The organism is Streptomyces sp. NPDC051684 (assembly GCF_044453445.1).
Lineage (GTDB): Bacteria > Actinomycetota > Actinomycetes > Streptomycetales > Streptomycetaceae > Streptomyces.
Window position 1 is genome coordinate 1 of sequence record NZ_JBITCS010000024.1, and the last position, 16,203, is coordinate 16,203.

A 16,203-nucleotide genomic window follows, 5' to 3' on the forward strand; every position below is an offset into this window, starting at 1 on the left:
AGGGAGGCGACGCGGAGCGTCGTCGACCGACGACAACGCCGCGAGCGTGCGTGCCAGGCCCCGCGAGCCCGGCCTGATCCAAACGACAGGCCCTACGTCGTGCGCCTCGAACAGGCCCGCGGGCTGCGGCCCTCCGCGGACGTGGTGGAGGCACTTGCCCGCGCCCTTCGCCTGTCCCCCGTCGAGCGGTCCTACCTCTTCGACCTGGCCCAGCAGCGCCCCCGCACCACCCCGGAGCCGTCCGCCATCGCGGCGCCGCCCTTGGCCCGCCTGGTCAGGGACCTGTCGCCGCTGCCTGCGATGCTGCTGAACCACCGCTACGACATTCTGGCTTGGAACCACGAAATGGCGGGCGTGCTCCTGGACTTCGACACCCTGCCGCCGGAGCACCGCAACGCGATGTGGCTGTGCCTGATGCATCCGCGCATCCGCGAGTTCTACGTCGACCGGGAGCGCGTCCTGCGCTAGGGCGTCGCCCACTTGCGCTCGGCGTGGGCCGCGCATCCCGAGGACCGGGCGCTGAGCGGCCTCATCGCCGAATTCCTCGCCAGGGACGAGGAGTTCGCGCGCCTGTGGGCCGAGCGGGACATCCGGGTGAACGGCCGCGGGGACAAGGCGATGCGGCATCCGGACGTGGGCGAATTCACGGTGCGCTTCGAGGTGCTCATCCCCGTGCAGGACCCGGACCAGCGCTTGCTGATCTTCCACGCGGCGGACGAGGCCTGCCAGTCGGCATTGGACCGGCTGTGCGCACGCGCCCCGGCCTCGTAGGCAGCCGCGTACCGCCGCCCACCGCCGAACAATTGACGCGACAACAGGTCCGGCCGCGCCTACCGTCGACCGCATGGCTGATGCATGCTTCGCCCACTCCCGGCTCGCCGCGGTCTACGACCCGCTCGACCCCGATCGCAGTGATCTCGACGCCTACCTCGGGATCGCGAAGGAATTCGGGGCGCGCCAGGTGCTCGACATCGGGTGCGGCACCGGGGTCTTCGCGCTTCTGCTGGCGGAGCGCGGCATCGAGGTCGTCGGGGTCGACCCCGCCGCGGCATCCCTCAACGTCGCCCGCACCAAGCCGGGTGCCGAACAGGTGCGGTGGCTCGACGGCGATGCCACGACTCTCCCGCCGCTGCGGGTCGACCTCGTGACCATGACGGCGAACGTCGCCCAGGCCATCGCCGACCCGCAGGCGTGGCAGGGCACGCTGCGGGGCGCCTACGAAGCGCTGCGCCCCGGCGGGCACCTCGTCTTCGAGACCCGCGACCCGGCCCGCCGCGCCTGGGAGGAGTGGACCCGCGACCTCACCCATCAGGTGACGGACGTCCCCGGCGTCGGGCCGGTCGAGAAGTGGGTGCAACTGGTCGAGGTGGAGGGTCCGTTGGTGGCCTTCGACCAGACCTATGTGTTCGCCTCGGACGGGCAGGTGCTGACCTCGCGGTCGATGCTGCGTTTCCGGGAGCGGGACGAGGTCGAGCGGGATCTGGTCGCGCACGGCTTCGTCGTGACGGACGTCCGCGAGGCGCCCGACCGACCGGGACGGGAGTTCGTCTTCGTGGCGCGACGCCCGCTCTGAGACCCGTCGTCCGGATCAGCTCGGCGGTGTGTACCGGCCGTCGACGGCCGTCCAGCCGCCGTCCACGAACAGCTGGCTGCCCGTCACGAAGGACGCGGCATCGGAGGCCAAGTAGACGACCGCGCCTGCCAGTTCGTCGGGCCGTGACCAGCGGCCCAGCGCGCTCTTGTCGGCGTACGCGGCGGACCACTCCGGGACCGCGCGGATCTGTTCGGTCAGTGGCGTGGCCACGACGCCCGGCGCGATGGTGTTCACCCGCACGCCCGACGGGCCCAGTTCGGCCGCCGCCGTGCGCGCGAGCTGGACGAGGCCCGCCTTGGTCGCCGCGTACACGCCCTGGCCCGGCTCCACCGTCACCGCGCGGATCGAGCTGAAGCCGATGATGCTGCCCCGGCCGCGCTCCGCCATGCCGCGCCCGAACGCCCGCACCAGGTCGAACGAGGCCCGCAGGTTGAGGGCGACGACCCGGTCGAACTCCTCCGACGTGTAGTCGAGGAGCCGCTTGCGGACGTTCGTCGCCGCCGTGAAGACGAGGGCGTCGACCGGGCCCAACTCGTCGGCCGCGCGAGCGACCGCCTCCGCGTCGAGCACGTCCAGCGCGTACGCCGACATCCCGGGGGCAAGGGACGCCGATTCCTCTGCCGCCTTCAGGTCGCGGTCCGCGCACACCACCTGCGCGCCGTGCGCGGCCAGCGCGAGGGCGCTCTCGCGGCCGATGCCGCCGCCCCCGCCCACCACGACCGCCTTGCGTCCGTCGAGGCGGAACAGGCCCGCGTAGTCGGCGGGCCCGGTCGGTTCCTGGGTCGTCATGGTGTCACCGGTCCTTCTTCGTCGTCGGGCGGATCACGGCCATGCGGGTCACCGTCAGTTCGTCGATCGCGAACCTCGGGCCCTCGCGGCCCGCCCCCGAGTCCTTCACACCGCCGTACGGCATGGCGTCGGAGCGGAAGCCGGGCACCTCGTTGACGACCACGCCGCCCGCTTCCAGGCGTTCCACCGCGGCGAACGCCGTGTCCAGCGAGGCGGTGTAGACGCTGGCGTGCAGCCCGTAGCGCGAGTCGTTGGCCAGGGCGAAGGCCGCGTCCATGTCGGGCACCGAGCGCAGGCACACCACCGGGCCGAAGATCTCCTCGCTCCACACGGGCAGCGCGGGATCCGGGTCCAGGAGCAGCGCGGGCCCGATGACACGGTCCGGGATGTCACCGCCGACGGCCGGCACGGCGCCCGCCTTGACCGCTTCCTCGACCCAGGTGCGTACGCGGTTCGTCGAGCCCTCGTCGATGAGGGCCGACACACGTGTCGTCGCGTCCCTCGGGTCGCCCGTCGCGATCTTGGGGATGCGCCGCTTCAGGAGCGCCACGAAGTCCCCGCGCACCGCCTCCTCCACGATGACCCGCTGCACGCTGATGCAGGCCTGTCCCGACGCGTAGTAGCCGCCGCGCACGACGGCGTCCGCCGCGGCGTCGAGGTCGGCGTCGGCGGCCACCAACAGGGCTGCGTTGGAGCCGAGTTCGAGCAGCGTCCTGGTGGGGGCCGCGTCCTTGGCGATGCGGTGGCCGACGGCGGCGGAGCCGGTGAAGGAGACCGCGCCGATCCGCCGGTCCGTGGTGAGCACCTCGCCCACCTCGGGGCCCCCGGTGACCAGTTGCACCGCCGCCCGTGGCGCCCCGGCCTCGTACAGTGCCTCGCGCAGCAGGTGGACGAGGCAGAGCGTGGCGAGCGGGGTCTGCGGGGCGGGCTTGGCGATGACCGGGCAGCCGGCCGCGACCGACGGCGCGAGCTTGTGCGCGGCAAGCAGCAGCGGGTAGTTGAACCCGGCGATGCCCACCACGACGCCGATGGGCTTGCGGGTCCAGAAGCCGAGCAGTCCCTCGCCGGAGGGCAGCAGGTCGAGCGGCACCGTCTCGCCGTGCAGCCGGGCCACCTCCTCGGCGGACGTGCGCAGCGTCAGCAGGGTGCGGTCCACCTCGACGCGGCAGTCGACCAGCGGCTTTCCCGTTTCCAGGACGAGGAGACGCTCGAAGTCGGCGCGGCGGGCGGCGAGGGCGTCGTGCGTCGACTGAAGGGCCGCGCTGCGCACGTGCGAGGGCAGCGCGCCGACCCGGGTGCGGACCGCGACGGCCTCGTCGAGGGCGCGGCCGGCCAGCGCCGTGTCGCCGACGGGCGCGCGGCCGACGAGCGACCCGTCGTACGGGAAGCGCACCTCGTCGCTCGTGGGGGCCGGCAGCCAGGTGTCGCCGACGGGCAGCCCTTCGGGGAGGTCCGACGTCAACGAGCTTGCCGCCGCGGCGGGTTCGGGGTGTGCGTTCACGAGGAGGGCTCCTGGTTGAGGTCGGCCGCCGTCACTCCGGCCAGTGCCTTCTCCAGCGTGGGCACGGCGGCGATCAGCCTGCGGGTGTACGGGTGCTGCGGGTTCTCGTAGAGCTCCTCGGTGGGTCCGCTCTCGACGATCTCGCCCGCGCGCATGACGGCGACGTGGTCGCACACGTGCCGCACGACGGACAGGTCGTGGGAGACGAAGACGAGGGTGAGGTTCAGTTCGTCGACGAGGTCGGCGATGAGGTTGAGGACCTGGGCGCGCACGGACACGTCCAGGGCACTGACCGGCTCGTCGGCCACGATGATGTGCGGGCGCGGGGCCAGCGCGCGGGCGATGGAGATGCGCTGGCGCTGGCCGCCGGAGAACTGGTGCGGGTAGCGCCGCGCGGCCTCGGCGCCGAGGCCGACGGATTCGAGGAGTTCGGCGACCCGTTCCTTGCGGTTGCCGATGCCCTGCGCGACGAGGGGTTCGGCCACGATGTCGCCGACCCTCATCCGCGGGTCGAGGGAGCTCATCGGGTCCTGGAAGACGAGCTGGAGGCGTTCGCGGACGAAGCGGAGCCGGCGTTCCTTGAGCCGTGTGATGTCCCGTCCCTCGATCTCGACGGTGCCGCTCGTCGGCCTGTCGAGACCGGCCAGGATGCGCAGCAGCGTCGATTTGCCGCACCCCGACTCCCCCACGATGCCGAAGCGCCCGCCGTGCGGCACGGAGAGGCTGACGCCGCGCAGCGCGTGCACGGGCGGGGCGGGGGTGCGCAGGGAGACGCGCGGCCGGTGGTAGTCGCGGGTGACGTCGGTGACGCGGATGGCGTCGCCGCTGGTCTGCTGCTCAGCCACGGCGGGCCTCCTGGGGGTCGGGGGTGTCCGCGCCGCGTACGCCGCCGTGGCCCCGCGGCACGGGATGGAAACACGCGTAGCCGGAGTCGGGGCCCGTCTCGGTCCACGCGGGGCGGGTCGCGCACAGGTCGGTGGCCTTGGCGCACCGGTTGCGGAACACGCATCCTTCAGGGAAGGCGCCGGCCGGTGGCACCGAGCCGCCGATGGTGGCGAGCCGGCCGCGCTCGTCGACGGCCGTCAGGTCGGACGCGCCGATCAGTGCCTGGGTGTAGCGGTGTCTGGGGCGCGTGAACACCTGGCGCACGGGCCCTGATTCGACGATCCGGCCGCCGTACATCACCATGACGCGCTCGCAGGCGGTCGCGACGACCGCCAGGTCGTGCGTGATGAACAGGAGCGCCGAGCCACGGTCCTCGACCCCGCGCACGATCAGGTCGAGGACGCGGGCCTGCACGGTGACGTCGAGCGCGGTGGTCGGCTCGTCGCAGACCAGCAGGGCGGGGTCGTTGGCGAGCGCGATGGCGAGGACGACGCGCTGGCGCTGGCCGCCGGAGAACTGGTGCGGGTAGGCGCGCGCGGCGGCCGCGGGCTCCGGCAGGCCCACTTGGTCGAGCAGTTCCACGGCTGCCGTGTGTGCGGAGGCGCGGTCGGTCCTGGTGCGGTGGACGAGGAGCACCTCGGCGATCTGGCGGCCGATCCGCATCGTGGGGTTCAGGGCCGTCATGGGCTCCTGGAACACCATGGCGATGTCCTTGCCCCGTACGCGGGACATCCGCGCCTCGTCCGCCCCGACCAGGTCGTGGCCGACCCCGGCGAGCCGCACCGATCCCTGGGCACGCAGCCCTTCGGGGAGCAGCCCCATGAGGCTCAGTGAGGTGAGCGACTTGCCGGAGCCGGACTCGCCGATGAGGCCGACGCGTTCCCCCGCGCGGATGGTGAAGTCGACGTCCTGGACGAGGGGTCCGCCGTCGCGGGTGGTCACGTCGAGCCCGCGGACTGTCAGTACGTCGTCGGTCGCGGCAGCGGCTGTCATCGGTGGTCCTCCACCTTGGGGTCGAAGCGGTCGCGCAGTCCGTCGCCGAGCAGGTTGAAGCCGAGTACGGCGACCGCGATGGCGAGGCCGGGGAAGACGGCGAGGCGGGGTGCGGTGCCGAGGAGTTCCTGGCTCTCCTGGAGCATCCGGCCCCAGGACGGGGTGGGCGGCGGGGTGCCGAAGCCGAGGAAGGACAGCGCGGCCTCGGCGAGCACGGCGATGGCGAAGCCGACCGAGGCCTGCACGATGATCAGGCTGCTGACGTTGGGCAGGACGTGCCGCAGCGCGATGGCCAGCCGTCCGCGCCCGGCCGCGCGTGCGGCCATGACGTACTCCGTTCCCATGACCTGGAGGGTGCCGCCGCGGATCAGGCGGGCGAAGCCGGGGATGGCGGCGATGCCGATGGCGACCATGGCGACGCCCGTCCCCGCTCCGTAGACGGCGGCGAACATGATGGCAAGCAGCAGGGCGGGGAACGCGAGGATCAGGTCGTTGCCGCGCATGAGGAGTTCGCCGAGCCGGCGCGAGCCGGCCCCGGCGAGGATGCCGAGCGGCACCCCGACGACCGCGGCGACGCCGACCGCGACCAGGCCGACGTAGAGCGTGGTCCGTGAGCCGATCATGATCTGACTGAAGACGTCGCGGCCGAACTTGTCGGTGCCGAACCAGTAGTCGGCGGACGGTTCCTGCATGCGTACGGCGGGGTCCACCAGCGTCGGATCGTGCGGGGTCCACACGAAGGAGAGCAGGGCCACGGCGACCACGAGCGCGACGACGGCGCCGCCAACGAGGAGGGAGCCGGGCAGCGGCCTGCGGCGGCGACGTGCCGGCGCGCCCGTGTCCACGGCGTTCGAAGCAACCATCAGCCACGCACCCTGAGTCGAGGATCGATCACGAGATAGGCCAGGTCGACGAGGAAGTTCACGAGCAGCACCGCCGCCGCGAGGATCATGACGACGTCCTGGACCACGATGAGGTCCCGTCCCGCGACGCTGTCGAGCAGCATGCTGCCGAGGCCGGGGATCACGAAGACCCGCTCGATGACGACGGCGCCGACGAGCAGCGTCGCCAGTTGCAGCGCGAGGACGGTGACGACCGGCACGGAGGCGTTGCGCAGCCCGTGCCGCACCAACGCCTTCATCGGGCGCAGGCCCTTGGCGCGGGCGGTGCGCAGATAGTCCTCGCGCAGCACGTCGAGCACGGAGCTGCGGACGTAGCGGGTGAGGACGGCGGCCTGGACAAGCCCCAGGGACAGCGCGGGCATCAGCAGCTGTTTGAGGAAGAGCACGGGATCGTCGGCCGGTGGTGTCCAGCCGTTCGCCGGCAGCCAGCCGAGCCCCACCGCGAACACGGTGATCATGAGCATGCCCGCGAGGAACGCCGGTACGGCGACGCCGACTTGGGACAGTGCCGACAGGACGAGCCCGGACGGTTTGCGGTGCCGGACCGCCATCAGCGTGCCCAGGGGCACCGCCACGAGGCACGCGATCACCATGCCCGTGCCGACGAGCCACAGGGTGACCAGGAGCCGGTCGGCGAGCTGCGGGCCGATGGGGGTGTGCGAGATGTAGGAGTCGCCGAGGTCGAAGGTGACCAGGTCGTGCAGCCAGCTCAGGTACTGGTCGACGAGGGGGCGGTCGAGGCCGAACTGTGCGTGCAATTGGGCCACCGCGGAGTCGGAGGCGCCGGTGCCGAGGGCGACGCGCGCGGGGTCACCGGGCAGCACCGCCATGAACGCGAACACCACGACGGAGCTCACGAACAGGCTCGCCAGCAGGATCGCGATCCGCTGCGCCAGACGGACGATCATCGGTTCGGGCCGCCTTTCAGGACGCGTCGGTCCGGCCGGACCGGCTCAGGCCGGTGAGGTCCAGGGATTCGGTGACGCTGTTGACCGGCAGTCCTGTGATGTCCGCGTCCGCCACCATCAGGTTCGGCAGCAGGAACAGCCAGTCGGCGGCGGCGTCCTTCGACAGTGTCCGGGCGGCCTCGCGCATGGTGGCGGTCTGCTCCTTCTGGCTGCCGGTGTCCGCCTTCGCGAGCAGTTCGCGGAAGGCGGGGTTGTCGTAGCGGGTGTAGTAGTTCTTGTCGCCGAACACGGCGGGCATGTCGCGGGGTTCGACGTGGGACATGATCGTCATGTCGTAGTCGGCGTTCTTGAACACGGTCGACAGCCAGGCCGCGGGGAACTCCAGCTGGCTCAACTCGACCTTGAATCCCGCCTGTTCGAGCTGGCTCTTGACGACGGTGCCGCAGGCGGCGGCGTACGGCAGGGTCGGGATCCGCAGCCGCAGGGTGCGCCCGGCCTCGCCCGACTCCTTGAGGAGCCTGCGGGCCTTGTCCCGGTCGTAGGGGTACAGGCCGGTGAGGTCCTGGTACCAGGGGTCGGTGGGCGGCACCATGCTCCCGATGAGCTTGCCGCGCCCGCCCCAGCAGGTGTCGACGAGCGCCTGGTGGTCGATGGCGTACCGGACCGCCTGCCGGGCCTTCTTGCTGCGCATCGGCCCCGACCCGTTGTTCATCGAGAGCATCACCTCGCCGTTGGTGGAGCCTTCGATGACGCGGTACTTGGGGTTGTTCTCGAAGCGGTAGAGGGAGTCCGGTGACTGCATCGCGCCGATGACGTCGATCGTGCCCGTGAGCAGCGCGTTGTTCATCGCCGTCGGGTCCTTGAAGTACTTGAGCGTGACCGTGTCGAAGTGCGGTGCAGGCCCCCAGTAGCCGGGGCGGCGGGCGAGGGTGAGGGAGTCGCCGCGGTTCCACCTCTTGAGTTCGTACGGTCCGGTGCCGACGGGGTCGGTGGCCAGCTTGCCGACGCCGGTGCGGCTGAACATGGCGCCGGTGCGGGTGGTCATCCGGTACAGCCAGTCGTTGCTGGGCCGCTTCAGCGTCACCTTCAACTCGTCGCGGGAGACGGCCCGTACGCGGTCCACGACGCTCATCTGGGCCTTGAGCGCCACCGTCCACTTGGGCACGACGCGCTCGATGGAGAACTTGGCGTCCTCGGCGGTGAACGGTGCGCCGTTGCTGAACTTGGCGTCCTTGGTGAGGTGGAAGGTGTACGTGCGGCGGTCCTTCGACAGCTCCCACGAACGTGCGAGGGCGGGCCGGATCCTGCCGTGCTGGTCGAGCTTCACCAGGTTCTCGTAGACGTTGTAGAGCAGCGCCTGCGGGATGGCGGCGCCGTCGGTCTTCGTGAAGTCGAGATTCGCGGGCTCGGCGGTGACACCGATCGCGAGGGAGTCGCCGGGGCCGTCGGGGCGGGATCCCGCGGCGGTGGAACCGGCGGAGCAGGCTGTGGCCAGGAGCAGAAGACAGCAGGTCAGCAGGGATTCGGCCGCCCGGACGGGTCGCGCGCGTCGTCGGTCCTCGCTCATGCACGACCCTTCCGCCGTAACTGGCCTGACCAGTAAGCTCACTTGACAGGTACCGTGACGACTGAGTCGGTACCTGTCAAGAGGGCGGAACCTGTCCACCGGCATGAAGGAGAGGGTGCGGATGCTCACCGAACAGAACCTGGCCACCATGTCCGCCGTCGAGATGACCGCCCGTTTCGCCGATCGCACGGTGTCACCGGTCGAGGTGCACGACGCCGTGCAGTCGGTGATCGAGGCGCGCGAGGGTGTGCTCAACGCGTTCTGGGTGCGGGACCCCGCCGAGTCCCGCAAGGCGGCAGCGGCGAGCGAGGCTCGCTGGGCGGCCGGGGAGCCGCTGGGGCCGATCGACGGTGTGCCGGTGACCCTCAAGGAGAACATCGCCCGCAGAGGCGTCCCGATGCCTTCGGGCAACGCGGGGGTGGAGCCGGTCGTCCCCGGGCGGGACGCGCCGATCACCGAACGGGTCCTGGAATCGGGCGGGTTGGTCCTCGGCTCGACCGTCATGCCGGACTGGGGCATGCTCTCCTCCGGCGTCTCCAGCCGGCACGGCATCACCCGCAGCCCCTGGAACCCCGCCTGGACGACGGGCGGTTCGAGTTCGGGGGCGGGCGCGGCGGCCGCGGGCGGGTACGGGCCGCTGCACGTCGGCTCGGACATCGGCGGCTCCATCCGTCTTCCGGGCACATGGCTGGGCCTGGCCACGCTCAAGCCGAGCGACGGCCGGGTTCCGCTGGACACCCCGTACCTGGGCCGGGCGGCGGGCCCCATGGCGCGCACGGTCGCCGACCTGGCGCTGCTCATGCGGGTGCTGAGCAGGCCCGATCCGCGCGACTGGACGAGCCTGCCGCCGCAGGACATCGACTGGTCACAGCCGACCGGGGACGTGCGCGGGCTGCGGGTCGGCCTGCACCTCGACGCGGGGTGCGGAGGGCCGCGCGATCCGGAGGTGGTGGAGGCGGTGCGCCGGGCGGCCGACACCTTCGAGGCGGCGGGCGCGACGGTGTCGCAGGTGGAGCCGTTCATGTCCCAGGAACTCCTGGACGACCTGGACCTGTTCTGGCGGGTGCGCTCCTGGAACGACCTGCGCAAGCTGTCCCCCGACGCGGCGCTGCGCGTACACCCGTACATCATGGGCTGGTGCCGCGAGGGCGCGGACGTGCCCGGCACACGCGTGCTGCACTGCTACCAGCAGATCATGCGGATCCAGGCCCGAACGGTGGCGGCGACGCTCCCGTACGACATCGTGCTGTCGCCGGTCGCGCCCGTCGCGGCGTTCGCGGCGGAGCAGCCGATGCCGTTCATGGAACCGGGCAGGACCATGTCACACATCGGCTTCACCGCCCCGTACAACATGTCGGGCCAGCCCGCCGCGACCGTCAACTGCGCCTTCACGGCGGACGGCCGGCCCATCGGCGTACAGCTCTCGGGGCGCCGCTTCGACGACCTGGGCGTGCTGCGGGCGGCGGCCTGGTACGAGAGGAACCGCCCGGCCGAGGCGGTCCCGCGGTGGCCGGACGCCTCGCTGCCGGGCCAGGAGGGGGAGACGACGTGACGCCGGACGGGGCACGGTTCCAGCAGGTCGCGCCGGTACGGCTGTACCAGCGCATCGTTGAACAGATCGAGCAGGCCATCGCCTCCGGCGACCTGAAGCCGGGTCACCGTCTACCCAGCGAACGCGAGTTGGTCAGCCAGTTCGGTGCGAGCCGTCCCACGGTGCGCGAGGCGCTGCGTGTCCTGGAGAGCAATGGCCTCATCCGCTCCCGCCACGGCGACCCGCACGGCCCGGAGATCCTGCCCTTCACCACGGCGGGCCTGGCCAAGGAGATGACCCGCCTGGCCCGCTTCGACACCATCTCGATGGCCGAGCTGATCTCGTTCCGCATGATCCTCGACGGCTCGGCGAGCCAGCTCGCGGCGCGGCTGCGCACGGACGAGGAACTGTCCGCGATGGAGGAGACGGTGACGGCGATGACCCGGGCCATCGACGCGGGCTACGAGGAGTTCAGCACGGCGGACGTGGCCTTCCACGAGGTGGTGGCGCGCGCCAGCCGCAACGCACTGATCGAGGTCTCCAACCAGGTCGTCCGCGGCGCGGTCCTCACCCTGATCGCCGACAAGGTCGCCCACGCGGACAACCGCGAGTCCCTGATGCGTACGTCGCTGCGCCACCACCAGGAGGTCCTCGAAGCCATCCGCACCCGCGACGGCCTGGCGGCGGCCCGCATCTCCCGACGGACGTTGTACGACTACTACGCGGGGTATGTGACGGAGGAGCAACGGGGGCCGTTGCTGGCGCTGGTGGACGAAGCGGGGGACTGAGCCCCGGCTCGGGCACACCTTCCCGTATGTGCCGGGACCGCACGGGAACGCCTGGCTGAAACTCATCTGTTGAGTGGCCTGGACCATTCGCCGACCGGGCGGGATAAGTGGAATCGTCCAACAGGGGTGCTGGGCAGGCCGGTTGAGGCGAAACGATGCTGATAGCATCCCCGCGGCGATCTTGATCAACTCATCCCGCGTGCCGCCTTGACACCTGCCTGCGGGATGAGAGCGGGGGTACGGGTCGCCGATCTACCTGCCCGTGCCAAGAGAGGCGTCCATGACACACGCACTTGTGTGGTGCCTGGGTGCGATTGCGCTGATATCCGTCGCCGCAGTCGTTGCACTCATTGCCCGCAACCGAGCGCTGACCGACAAGAGACGCCAGGCTGACGCCGAGCAGAAACAATGGCTGGCCCAGGCCAACGCGCAGATCGCGGCCCACCAGTCCGAACTGCAGAGGTCCCGCGCGGAGCGGGATGGTGTCATCGCCGAAGCGCGGGCCGCCGCGGAGGACAGCACGAAGTCCGTCCTCAAGGGAGCGGCCAGCTTCCTACAGAGCCTGGCGGCCGAACAGACCGCGCTGCTGGACAACATGCAGCGCAAGTACGGCGGCAACGAAGTCCTCAACGACCTCCTGGACGTGCACCACGCCAATGCCCAGATGGCGCGCAAGGCCCAGGGCATCGCGGTGATGTGCGGGGCGCCGCTGGGCCGCCGCAACCGGCCGGCCAGCGTGTACGACGTGGCGCGCAACGCCCAGGGCCAGATCCGCAACTTCCAGCGCGTCTCGATCATGCAGCAGCCCGGTCTGGCCCTCAAGGCAACCGCGGTCGCGCCGGTCGCACTGGCCGTCGCCGAACTGCTGGACAACGCCGCGAGCTTCTCGCAGCACGACGCGCCGATCGAGGTCACCTTCCAGCGCGTGCAGGGCAACCTGTGCATCGTCATCGACGACGCCGGCGTCAGCATGAGTGACGAGGACCGCCAGCGGGCCACCGCTCTGCTGTCCGGCGACGAACCGCCGCAGTTGCAGCAGCTGGGCACGCAGCCGAAGTTCGGCTTTCCGGTGATCGGCCTGATCGCCCGCCAGTACGGCTTCAAGGTGGACGTCACCGGTGTGTCCCGCTACGGCGGTGTGCGGGCTGTCGTCCTGCTGCCCGAGGAGTTGTGGACCATGGAAGAGGCGACCCCGAAGGCCGCACCGGCCGCGCCCGCTCCCGCACCGGCTGCGCCCGCGCCAGTAAGTCAGGGACCGAGCCGTTCCGAGGTGGCGCCTCTGCGCACCCCGAACGGCCTGCCCAAGCGCGCCAATCGCCAGTCGCCGAGCGCACCCGCGGCACCGGCGGGCACGTCCCGCCCGGACGGCGTCCCACAGCCCGTGCCGCGGGCATCCAGCCGCGGCCTGGGCGCGTTCCAGCGCGGCACCCTGGAAGCCCGTGCGGACGAGGCCCCCCTGGGCGAAGGGTCTGATGAGCGGTGAGCGCCGACCTGTCGTGGATGCTCGACGACATCGTGAAGAACGTGGTCGGGGCGCGCCATGCCGTCCTGCTGTCCGCCGACGGCCTGCCCCGCGCCTCCACCGAAGGCCTGGCCGAGGAAGATCTGCGCACCATCTCCACGGCCATGTCCGGTATCCAGGCCCTGAGCCGTGCCACGGCTCCGTTCGTCGGGGCCGCTCCGGATGCGGCCTGGACGCAGACCGTCATCGAGTTCTCGCACGGCTGGATCTTCCTGATCGGTGCCGGACAGGGCGCCTATCTCGCGGCGGCCGCGGAGCCCGACGTGGACATGCAGCAGATCAGTTACCGGATGCACCGTCTGGTGGCCCGGCTGGGGCACAACATGACCTCCGCGCCCCGCGTGGACGCGGCCGGTCAGCGCGGCCGGCACGGCAGCCGTGAGCCGGCGCCCGGTGAGGTGCTGTCCCAGGTGCTGCCCGAACTCGACCAGGCGCTCGCCGATGTCGACGGCGCTCGGCACGCGGTCCTGCTCGGCGGTGACGGCCTGCCCCGCGGCGCCACCTCGGGCCTGCCCCGCGATCTCGCCGACCGGATCTGTGCGGCCATGACCGGTATCCACGCCAACAGCCGGGCTGCCGCGCAGTTCGCCGGCCCCGTCGCGAACGTGGTGTGGCAGCAGACGGCCATCGAGTTCCAGCACGGCTGGATCTCCCTCATCACTGCCGGGGACGGTGCACTCCTGGCGGCGTCGGCCGACCATGACTGCAGCATCGAGGACCTGACGGGCCGGCTGCACGAAGTGGAGACCAAGATCGCGAGGTCTGCCGCGGCCGGCAGGGCGCCCGGCCATGCCTGAGCCCAGCGACCCGGGCCTCGTGGTCACCTCCGACCTCGTGCCGCTCTTTGTGATCACGGGTGGACGGACCCTGCCCCCGGAGCACGAGTACGAGCACACCGCGATGGTGACCTCGGCCCAGGGCTCCGAGGCCGCGCTGCGCGCCCTGACACCGGAAGCGCGCACGGTCATGGACCTGGTCACCGACGGCTTTCTGTCGGTGGCCGAGGTCGCCGGGCACACCCAACTCCCGGTCGGTGTCGTGCGCATCCTCCTGGCGCAACTCGCGGAGGCCGGCCTGCTCGTCGTGCGCAAGCCGGTCCCCGCCGCCGAACAGGTGGACATGGACGTCGTCAGCGCCGTCCTCACCGGCCTGCAGAAGAAATTCGGAGCGTGAGCGTGTATCTGGAGCCATCCGTCACCCAGGCGGTGAAGATCCTCATCGTCGGTCACTTCGGCGTGGGCAAGACCACGTGCATCGGCAGCCTCTCGGAGATCACACCGCTGCGGACCGAAGAGCAGATCACCGTGGCCAGCGTGGGACTCGACGACCTCACGAACACACCCAACAAGACGACCACCACCGTGGCCATGGACTTCGGCCGCCTCACCCTCTCGGACAGCCTGGTCCTCTACCTGTTCGGCACACCTGGCCAGGAGCGGTTCACGGAGATGTGGGAGGACCTGTCGCGCGGTGCACTGGGCGCGCTCGTCCTCGTCGACCCCGAGCGCCTCGACGAGAGCTTCGCCGTCCTGGACCTGGTGGAATCCTTCGGGCTGACGTACACGATCGGTGTGAACTCCTTCGAGGGCCAGGCCGAGTACGCGCTCGATGAAGTGCACGAGGCACTGAACCTCGAGGCCCGGACGCCGATCGTGCGGTGCGACGTCCGCGACGAGCGTTCCTCTGCCGAGGCCCTGATCACCCTCGTGCAGCACCTCATGACCCAGCTCGCCGCCTAGGAGCCCTTGCATGTCCCAGCCGACCGACCCCCGCTCGATACCGCCCGGCTGCCCCGCGCACGCACACGGCGGCAACGTCCAGCTCTACGGGCCCGACTTCGCGGCGGACCCCGAGGCCTACTACGCGCACCTGCGCACACAAGGCCCCAGCGCCTCCGTCGACATCGCCCCAGGCGTCGAGGTCGAACTCGTCACGAGCTACGACGCCGCCCTGCACATCCTGCAGAACCCGGCCGCCTTCCCGCGCGACTCGCGCCGCTGGAACGCGCTGGCCGAAGGGCGCGTGCCGGCCGACAGCCCGGCCCTGCCGATGATGGCCTACCGACCCAACGCGCTGTTCTCCGACGGCGCCGACCACGCCAAGCTGCGCCAGGCCGTCACCGCCGCGCTCGACACCGTGGACGAGCGGGCCCTGATCCGCCAGACCCAGAAGTCGGCCGACTATCTGATCAGCGGGTTCAGCTCGGACCGCCACGGCCGCGCGGAACTCATGGCCGAGTACGCCGGCCCGCTGCCCCTCCTCGTCTTCTCCCACCTCTTCGGCTGCCCGCCCGAGATCGGCGACCGGGTCATCACCGGGATCAGCGGCATCTTCGAAGGTGCCGCCGGCGCCGACGAGATCCTCGGCCAGGCGCTCGCGGAACTGATCGCGCTCAAGCACCGCCGGCCGGGCGAGGACCTCACCACCGAACTGATCCACCAGCACGCGCTCCTGACGCACAATCAATCCGAAGCCGACGAGGCCGTGCTCCACCAGCTCGTCACGCTGCTCTCCGGCGGCACCGCGCCACTCGCCGCGGCCATCGGCACGAGCAGCGCCCTCTACCTCGGCGAGGACTGGCCCACCGGTCTCCCTGTCGAGGACGCCGTCTCCCAGGCACTGTGGAACTACGCGCCGATCGCCAACTACGCCGGTCACTACCCCGCCATGGACATCGACCTCGGCGGGCGGACCGTACGGGCCGGCGACCCGGTGCTCATCTCCTTCGCCGCGGCCAATACGGACCCGCGGCTGACCGAACACCGTGCGCAGCTCAACTCGAAGGCCCATCTGGCCTTCGGCGCGGGCCCTCACGCGTGCCCCGCCAAGGACCCGGCCTTCATGATCGCGGTGACAGCGGTCGAGTGCCTGCTCAACCGGCTGCCCGACATAGAGCTGGACGAGGCCTTCGCCTCGCTCAGCTGGGTCCCCTCGCCGTGGAGCCGCGCCCTGAGCGAGCTGCCCGTCCGCTTCTCTCCGCGGCCCACCCCCATGGCCCCGGCTCCGTACGAGTCCGCGGCCCCCGTGGTCTCCCAGCCCACGCCCGACCTCCAGCAGCCCGCCGCTCAGCCCACCGTCGCGCCTACCTCCGGCAGCGCTCCTGAGCCCGACCCGCAGCACAAATCCCGCAAGGGAGGACTCTTCAGCCGCTTCCTGGCATGGACCAAGGGAGAGTGACAGAGGCAATTCCACTTCGCCGCGGTGTTATTGGATACTCAAATGA

The 16,203-nt window shown here is 71.2% G+C and carries 15 protein-coding genes and 1 pseudogene; 9 read left to right on the plus strand and 7 right to left on the minus strand.

The genetic code is table 11. The features are described 5' to 3' along the window. Positions 1-144: 144 nt before the first annotated feature. Together ACIA8D_RS26815 and ACIA8D_RS26820 are read left to right on the plus strand one after the other, a co-directional pair. Positions 145-771: pseudogene (locus ACIA8D_RS26815) on the plus strand (transcriptional regulator). Positions 772-844: 73 nt separating this feature from the next. Further along, positions 845-1,573, plus strand: coding sequence for a class I SAM-dependent methyltransferase (locus tag ACIA8D_RS26820; protein WP_399236116.1), 729 nt, complete (start codon positions 845-847; stop codon positions 1,571-1,573). 15 nt (positions 1,574-1,588) lie between these two features. On the opposite strand, the gene ACIA8D_RS26825 is transcribed toward ACIA8D_RS26820, so the two are convergent. Genes ACIA8D_RS26825 through ACIA8D_RS26855 form a run of 7 tightly spaced genes read right to left on the minus strand, consistent with a single transcriptional unit; the run spans position 1,589 to position 9,139 of the window. Then, on the minus strand, positions 1,589-2,383 hold the full coding sequence (locus ACIA8D_RS26825) for an SDR family NAD(P)-dependent oxidoreductase (protein ID WP_399236117.1): 795 nt from the start codon (positions 2,381-2,383) through the stop codon (positions 1,589-1,591). A gap of 4 nt (positions 2,384-2,387) precedes the next feature. Then, a complete protein-coding gene (locus ACIA8D_RS26830) occupies positions 2,388-3,884 on the minus strand; it encodes an aldehyde dehydrogenase family protein (RefSeq protein ID WP_399236120.1) in 1,497 nt (498 codons plus the stop codon). Next, a complete protein-coding gene (locus tag ACIA8D_RS26835; RefSeq protein ID WP_399236121.1) occupies positions 3,881-4,729 on the minus strand; it encodes an ATP-binding cassette domain-containing protein in 849 nt (282 codons plus the stop codon). Before ACIA8D_RS26835 ends, ACIA8D_RS26830 begins: the two co-directional genes overlap by 4 nt. Continuing rightward, positions 4,722-5,762: an ABC transporter ATP-binding protein gene (locus ACIA8D_RS26840; RefSeq protein WP_399236123.1), complete on the minus strand. Its 1,041-nt coding sequence runs from the start codon at positions 5,760-5,762 to the stop codon at positions 4,722-4,724. Before ACIA8D_RS26840 ends, ACIA8D_RS26835 begins: the two co-directional genes overlap by 8 nt. Further along, positions 5,759-6,625 (minus strand): ABC transporter permease, encoded by an 867-nt coding sequence (locus tag ACIA8D_RS26845; RefSeq protein WP_399236125.1) that lies wholly within the window; start codon positions 6,623-6,625, stop codon positions 5,759-5,761. Before ACIA8D_RS26845 ends, ACIA8D_RS26840 begins: the two co-directional genes overlap by 4 nt. Further along, positions 6,625-7,572 carry an ABC transporter permease gene (locus tag ACIA8D_RS26850; RefSeq protein ID WP_399236127.1) on the minus strand — a complete coding sequence of 316 codons (948 nt, stop codon included), beginning with the start codon at positions 7,570-7,572 and terminating at the stop codon, positions 6,625-6,627. Before ACIA8D_RS26850 ends, ACIA8D_RS26845 begins: the two co-directional genes overlap by 1 nt. A 16-nt stretch (positions 7,573-7,588) precedes the next feature. Further along, complete coding sequence (locus ACIA8D_RS26855) at positions 7,589-9,139, minus strand: ABC transporter substrate-binding protein (RefSeq protein WP_399236129.1); 1,551 nt, start codon at positions 9,137-9,139, stop codon at positions 7,589-7,591. A gap of 121 nt (positions 9,140-9,260) precedes the next feature. Here ACIA8D_RS26855 and ACIA8D_RS26860 point away from each other — a divergent pair, with 121 nt between their 5' ends. From ACIA8D_RS26860 to ACIA8D_RS26890, 7 genes are all read left to right on the plus strand, one after another. Next, a complete protein-coding gene (locus tag ACIA8D_RS26860; RefSeq protein WP_399236131.1) occupies positions 9,261-10,691 on the plus strand; it encodes an amidase in 1,431 nt (476 codons plus the stop codon). Continuing rightward, positions 10,688-11,458, plus strand: coding sequence for a FadR/GntR family transcriptional regulator (locus tag ACIA8D_RS26865; protein ID WP_399236134.1), 771 nt, complete (start codon positions 10,688-10,690; stop codon positions 11,456-11,458). Before ACIA8D_RS26860 ends, ACIA8D_RS26865 begins: the two co-directional genes overlap by 4 nt. A gap of 280 nt (positions 11,459-11,738) precedes the next feature. After that, positions 11,739-12,941: an ATP-binding protein gene (locus tag ACIA8D_RS26870; protein ID WP_399236135.1), complete on the plus strand. Its 1,203-nt coding sequence runs from the start codon at positions 11,739-11,741 to the stop codon at positions 12,939-12,941. A 17-nt stretch (positions 12,942-12,958) separates the two neighbouring features. After that, on the plus strand, positions 12,959-13,777 hold the full coding sequence (locus tag ACIA8D_RS26875) for a roadblock/LC7 domain-containing protein (protein WP_399236357.1): 819 nt from the start codon (positions 12,959-12,961) through the stop codon (positions 13,775-13,777). Further along, positions 13,770-14,153 (plus strand): DUF742 domain-containing protein, encoded by a 384-nt coding sequence (locus ACIA8D_RS26880; protein WP_399236137.1) that lies wholly within the window; start codon positions 13,770-13,772, stop codon positions 14,151-14,153. The genes ACIA8D_RS26875 and ACIA8D_RS26880 overlap by 8 nt, the downstream gene beginning before the upstream one ends. Before the next feature lie 2 nt (positions 14,154-14,155). Further along, positions 14,156-14,719: a GTP-binding protein gene (locus ACIA8D_RS26885; protein WP_399236359.1), complete on the plus strand. Its 564-nt coding sequence runs from the start codon at positions 14,156-14,158 to the stop codon at positions 14,717-14,719. A gap of 10 nt (positions 14,720-14,729) precedes the next feature. Beyond that, positions 14,730-16,157, plus strand: a complete 1,428-nt coding sequence (locus ACIA8D_RS26890) for a cytochrome P450 (protein WP_399236139.1) — start codon at positions 14,730-14,732, stop codon at positions 16,155-16,157. The last annotated feature ends 46 nt before the right edge of the window (positions 16,158-16,203 follow it).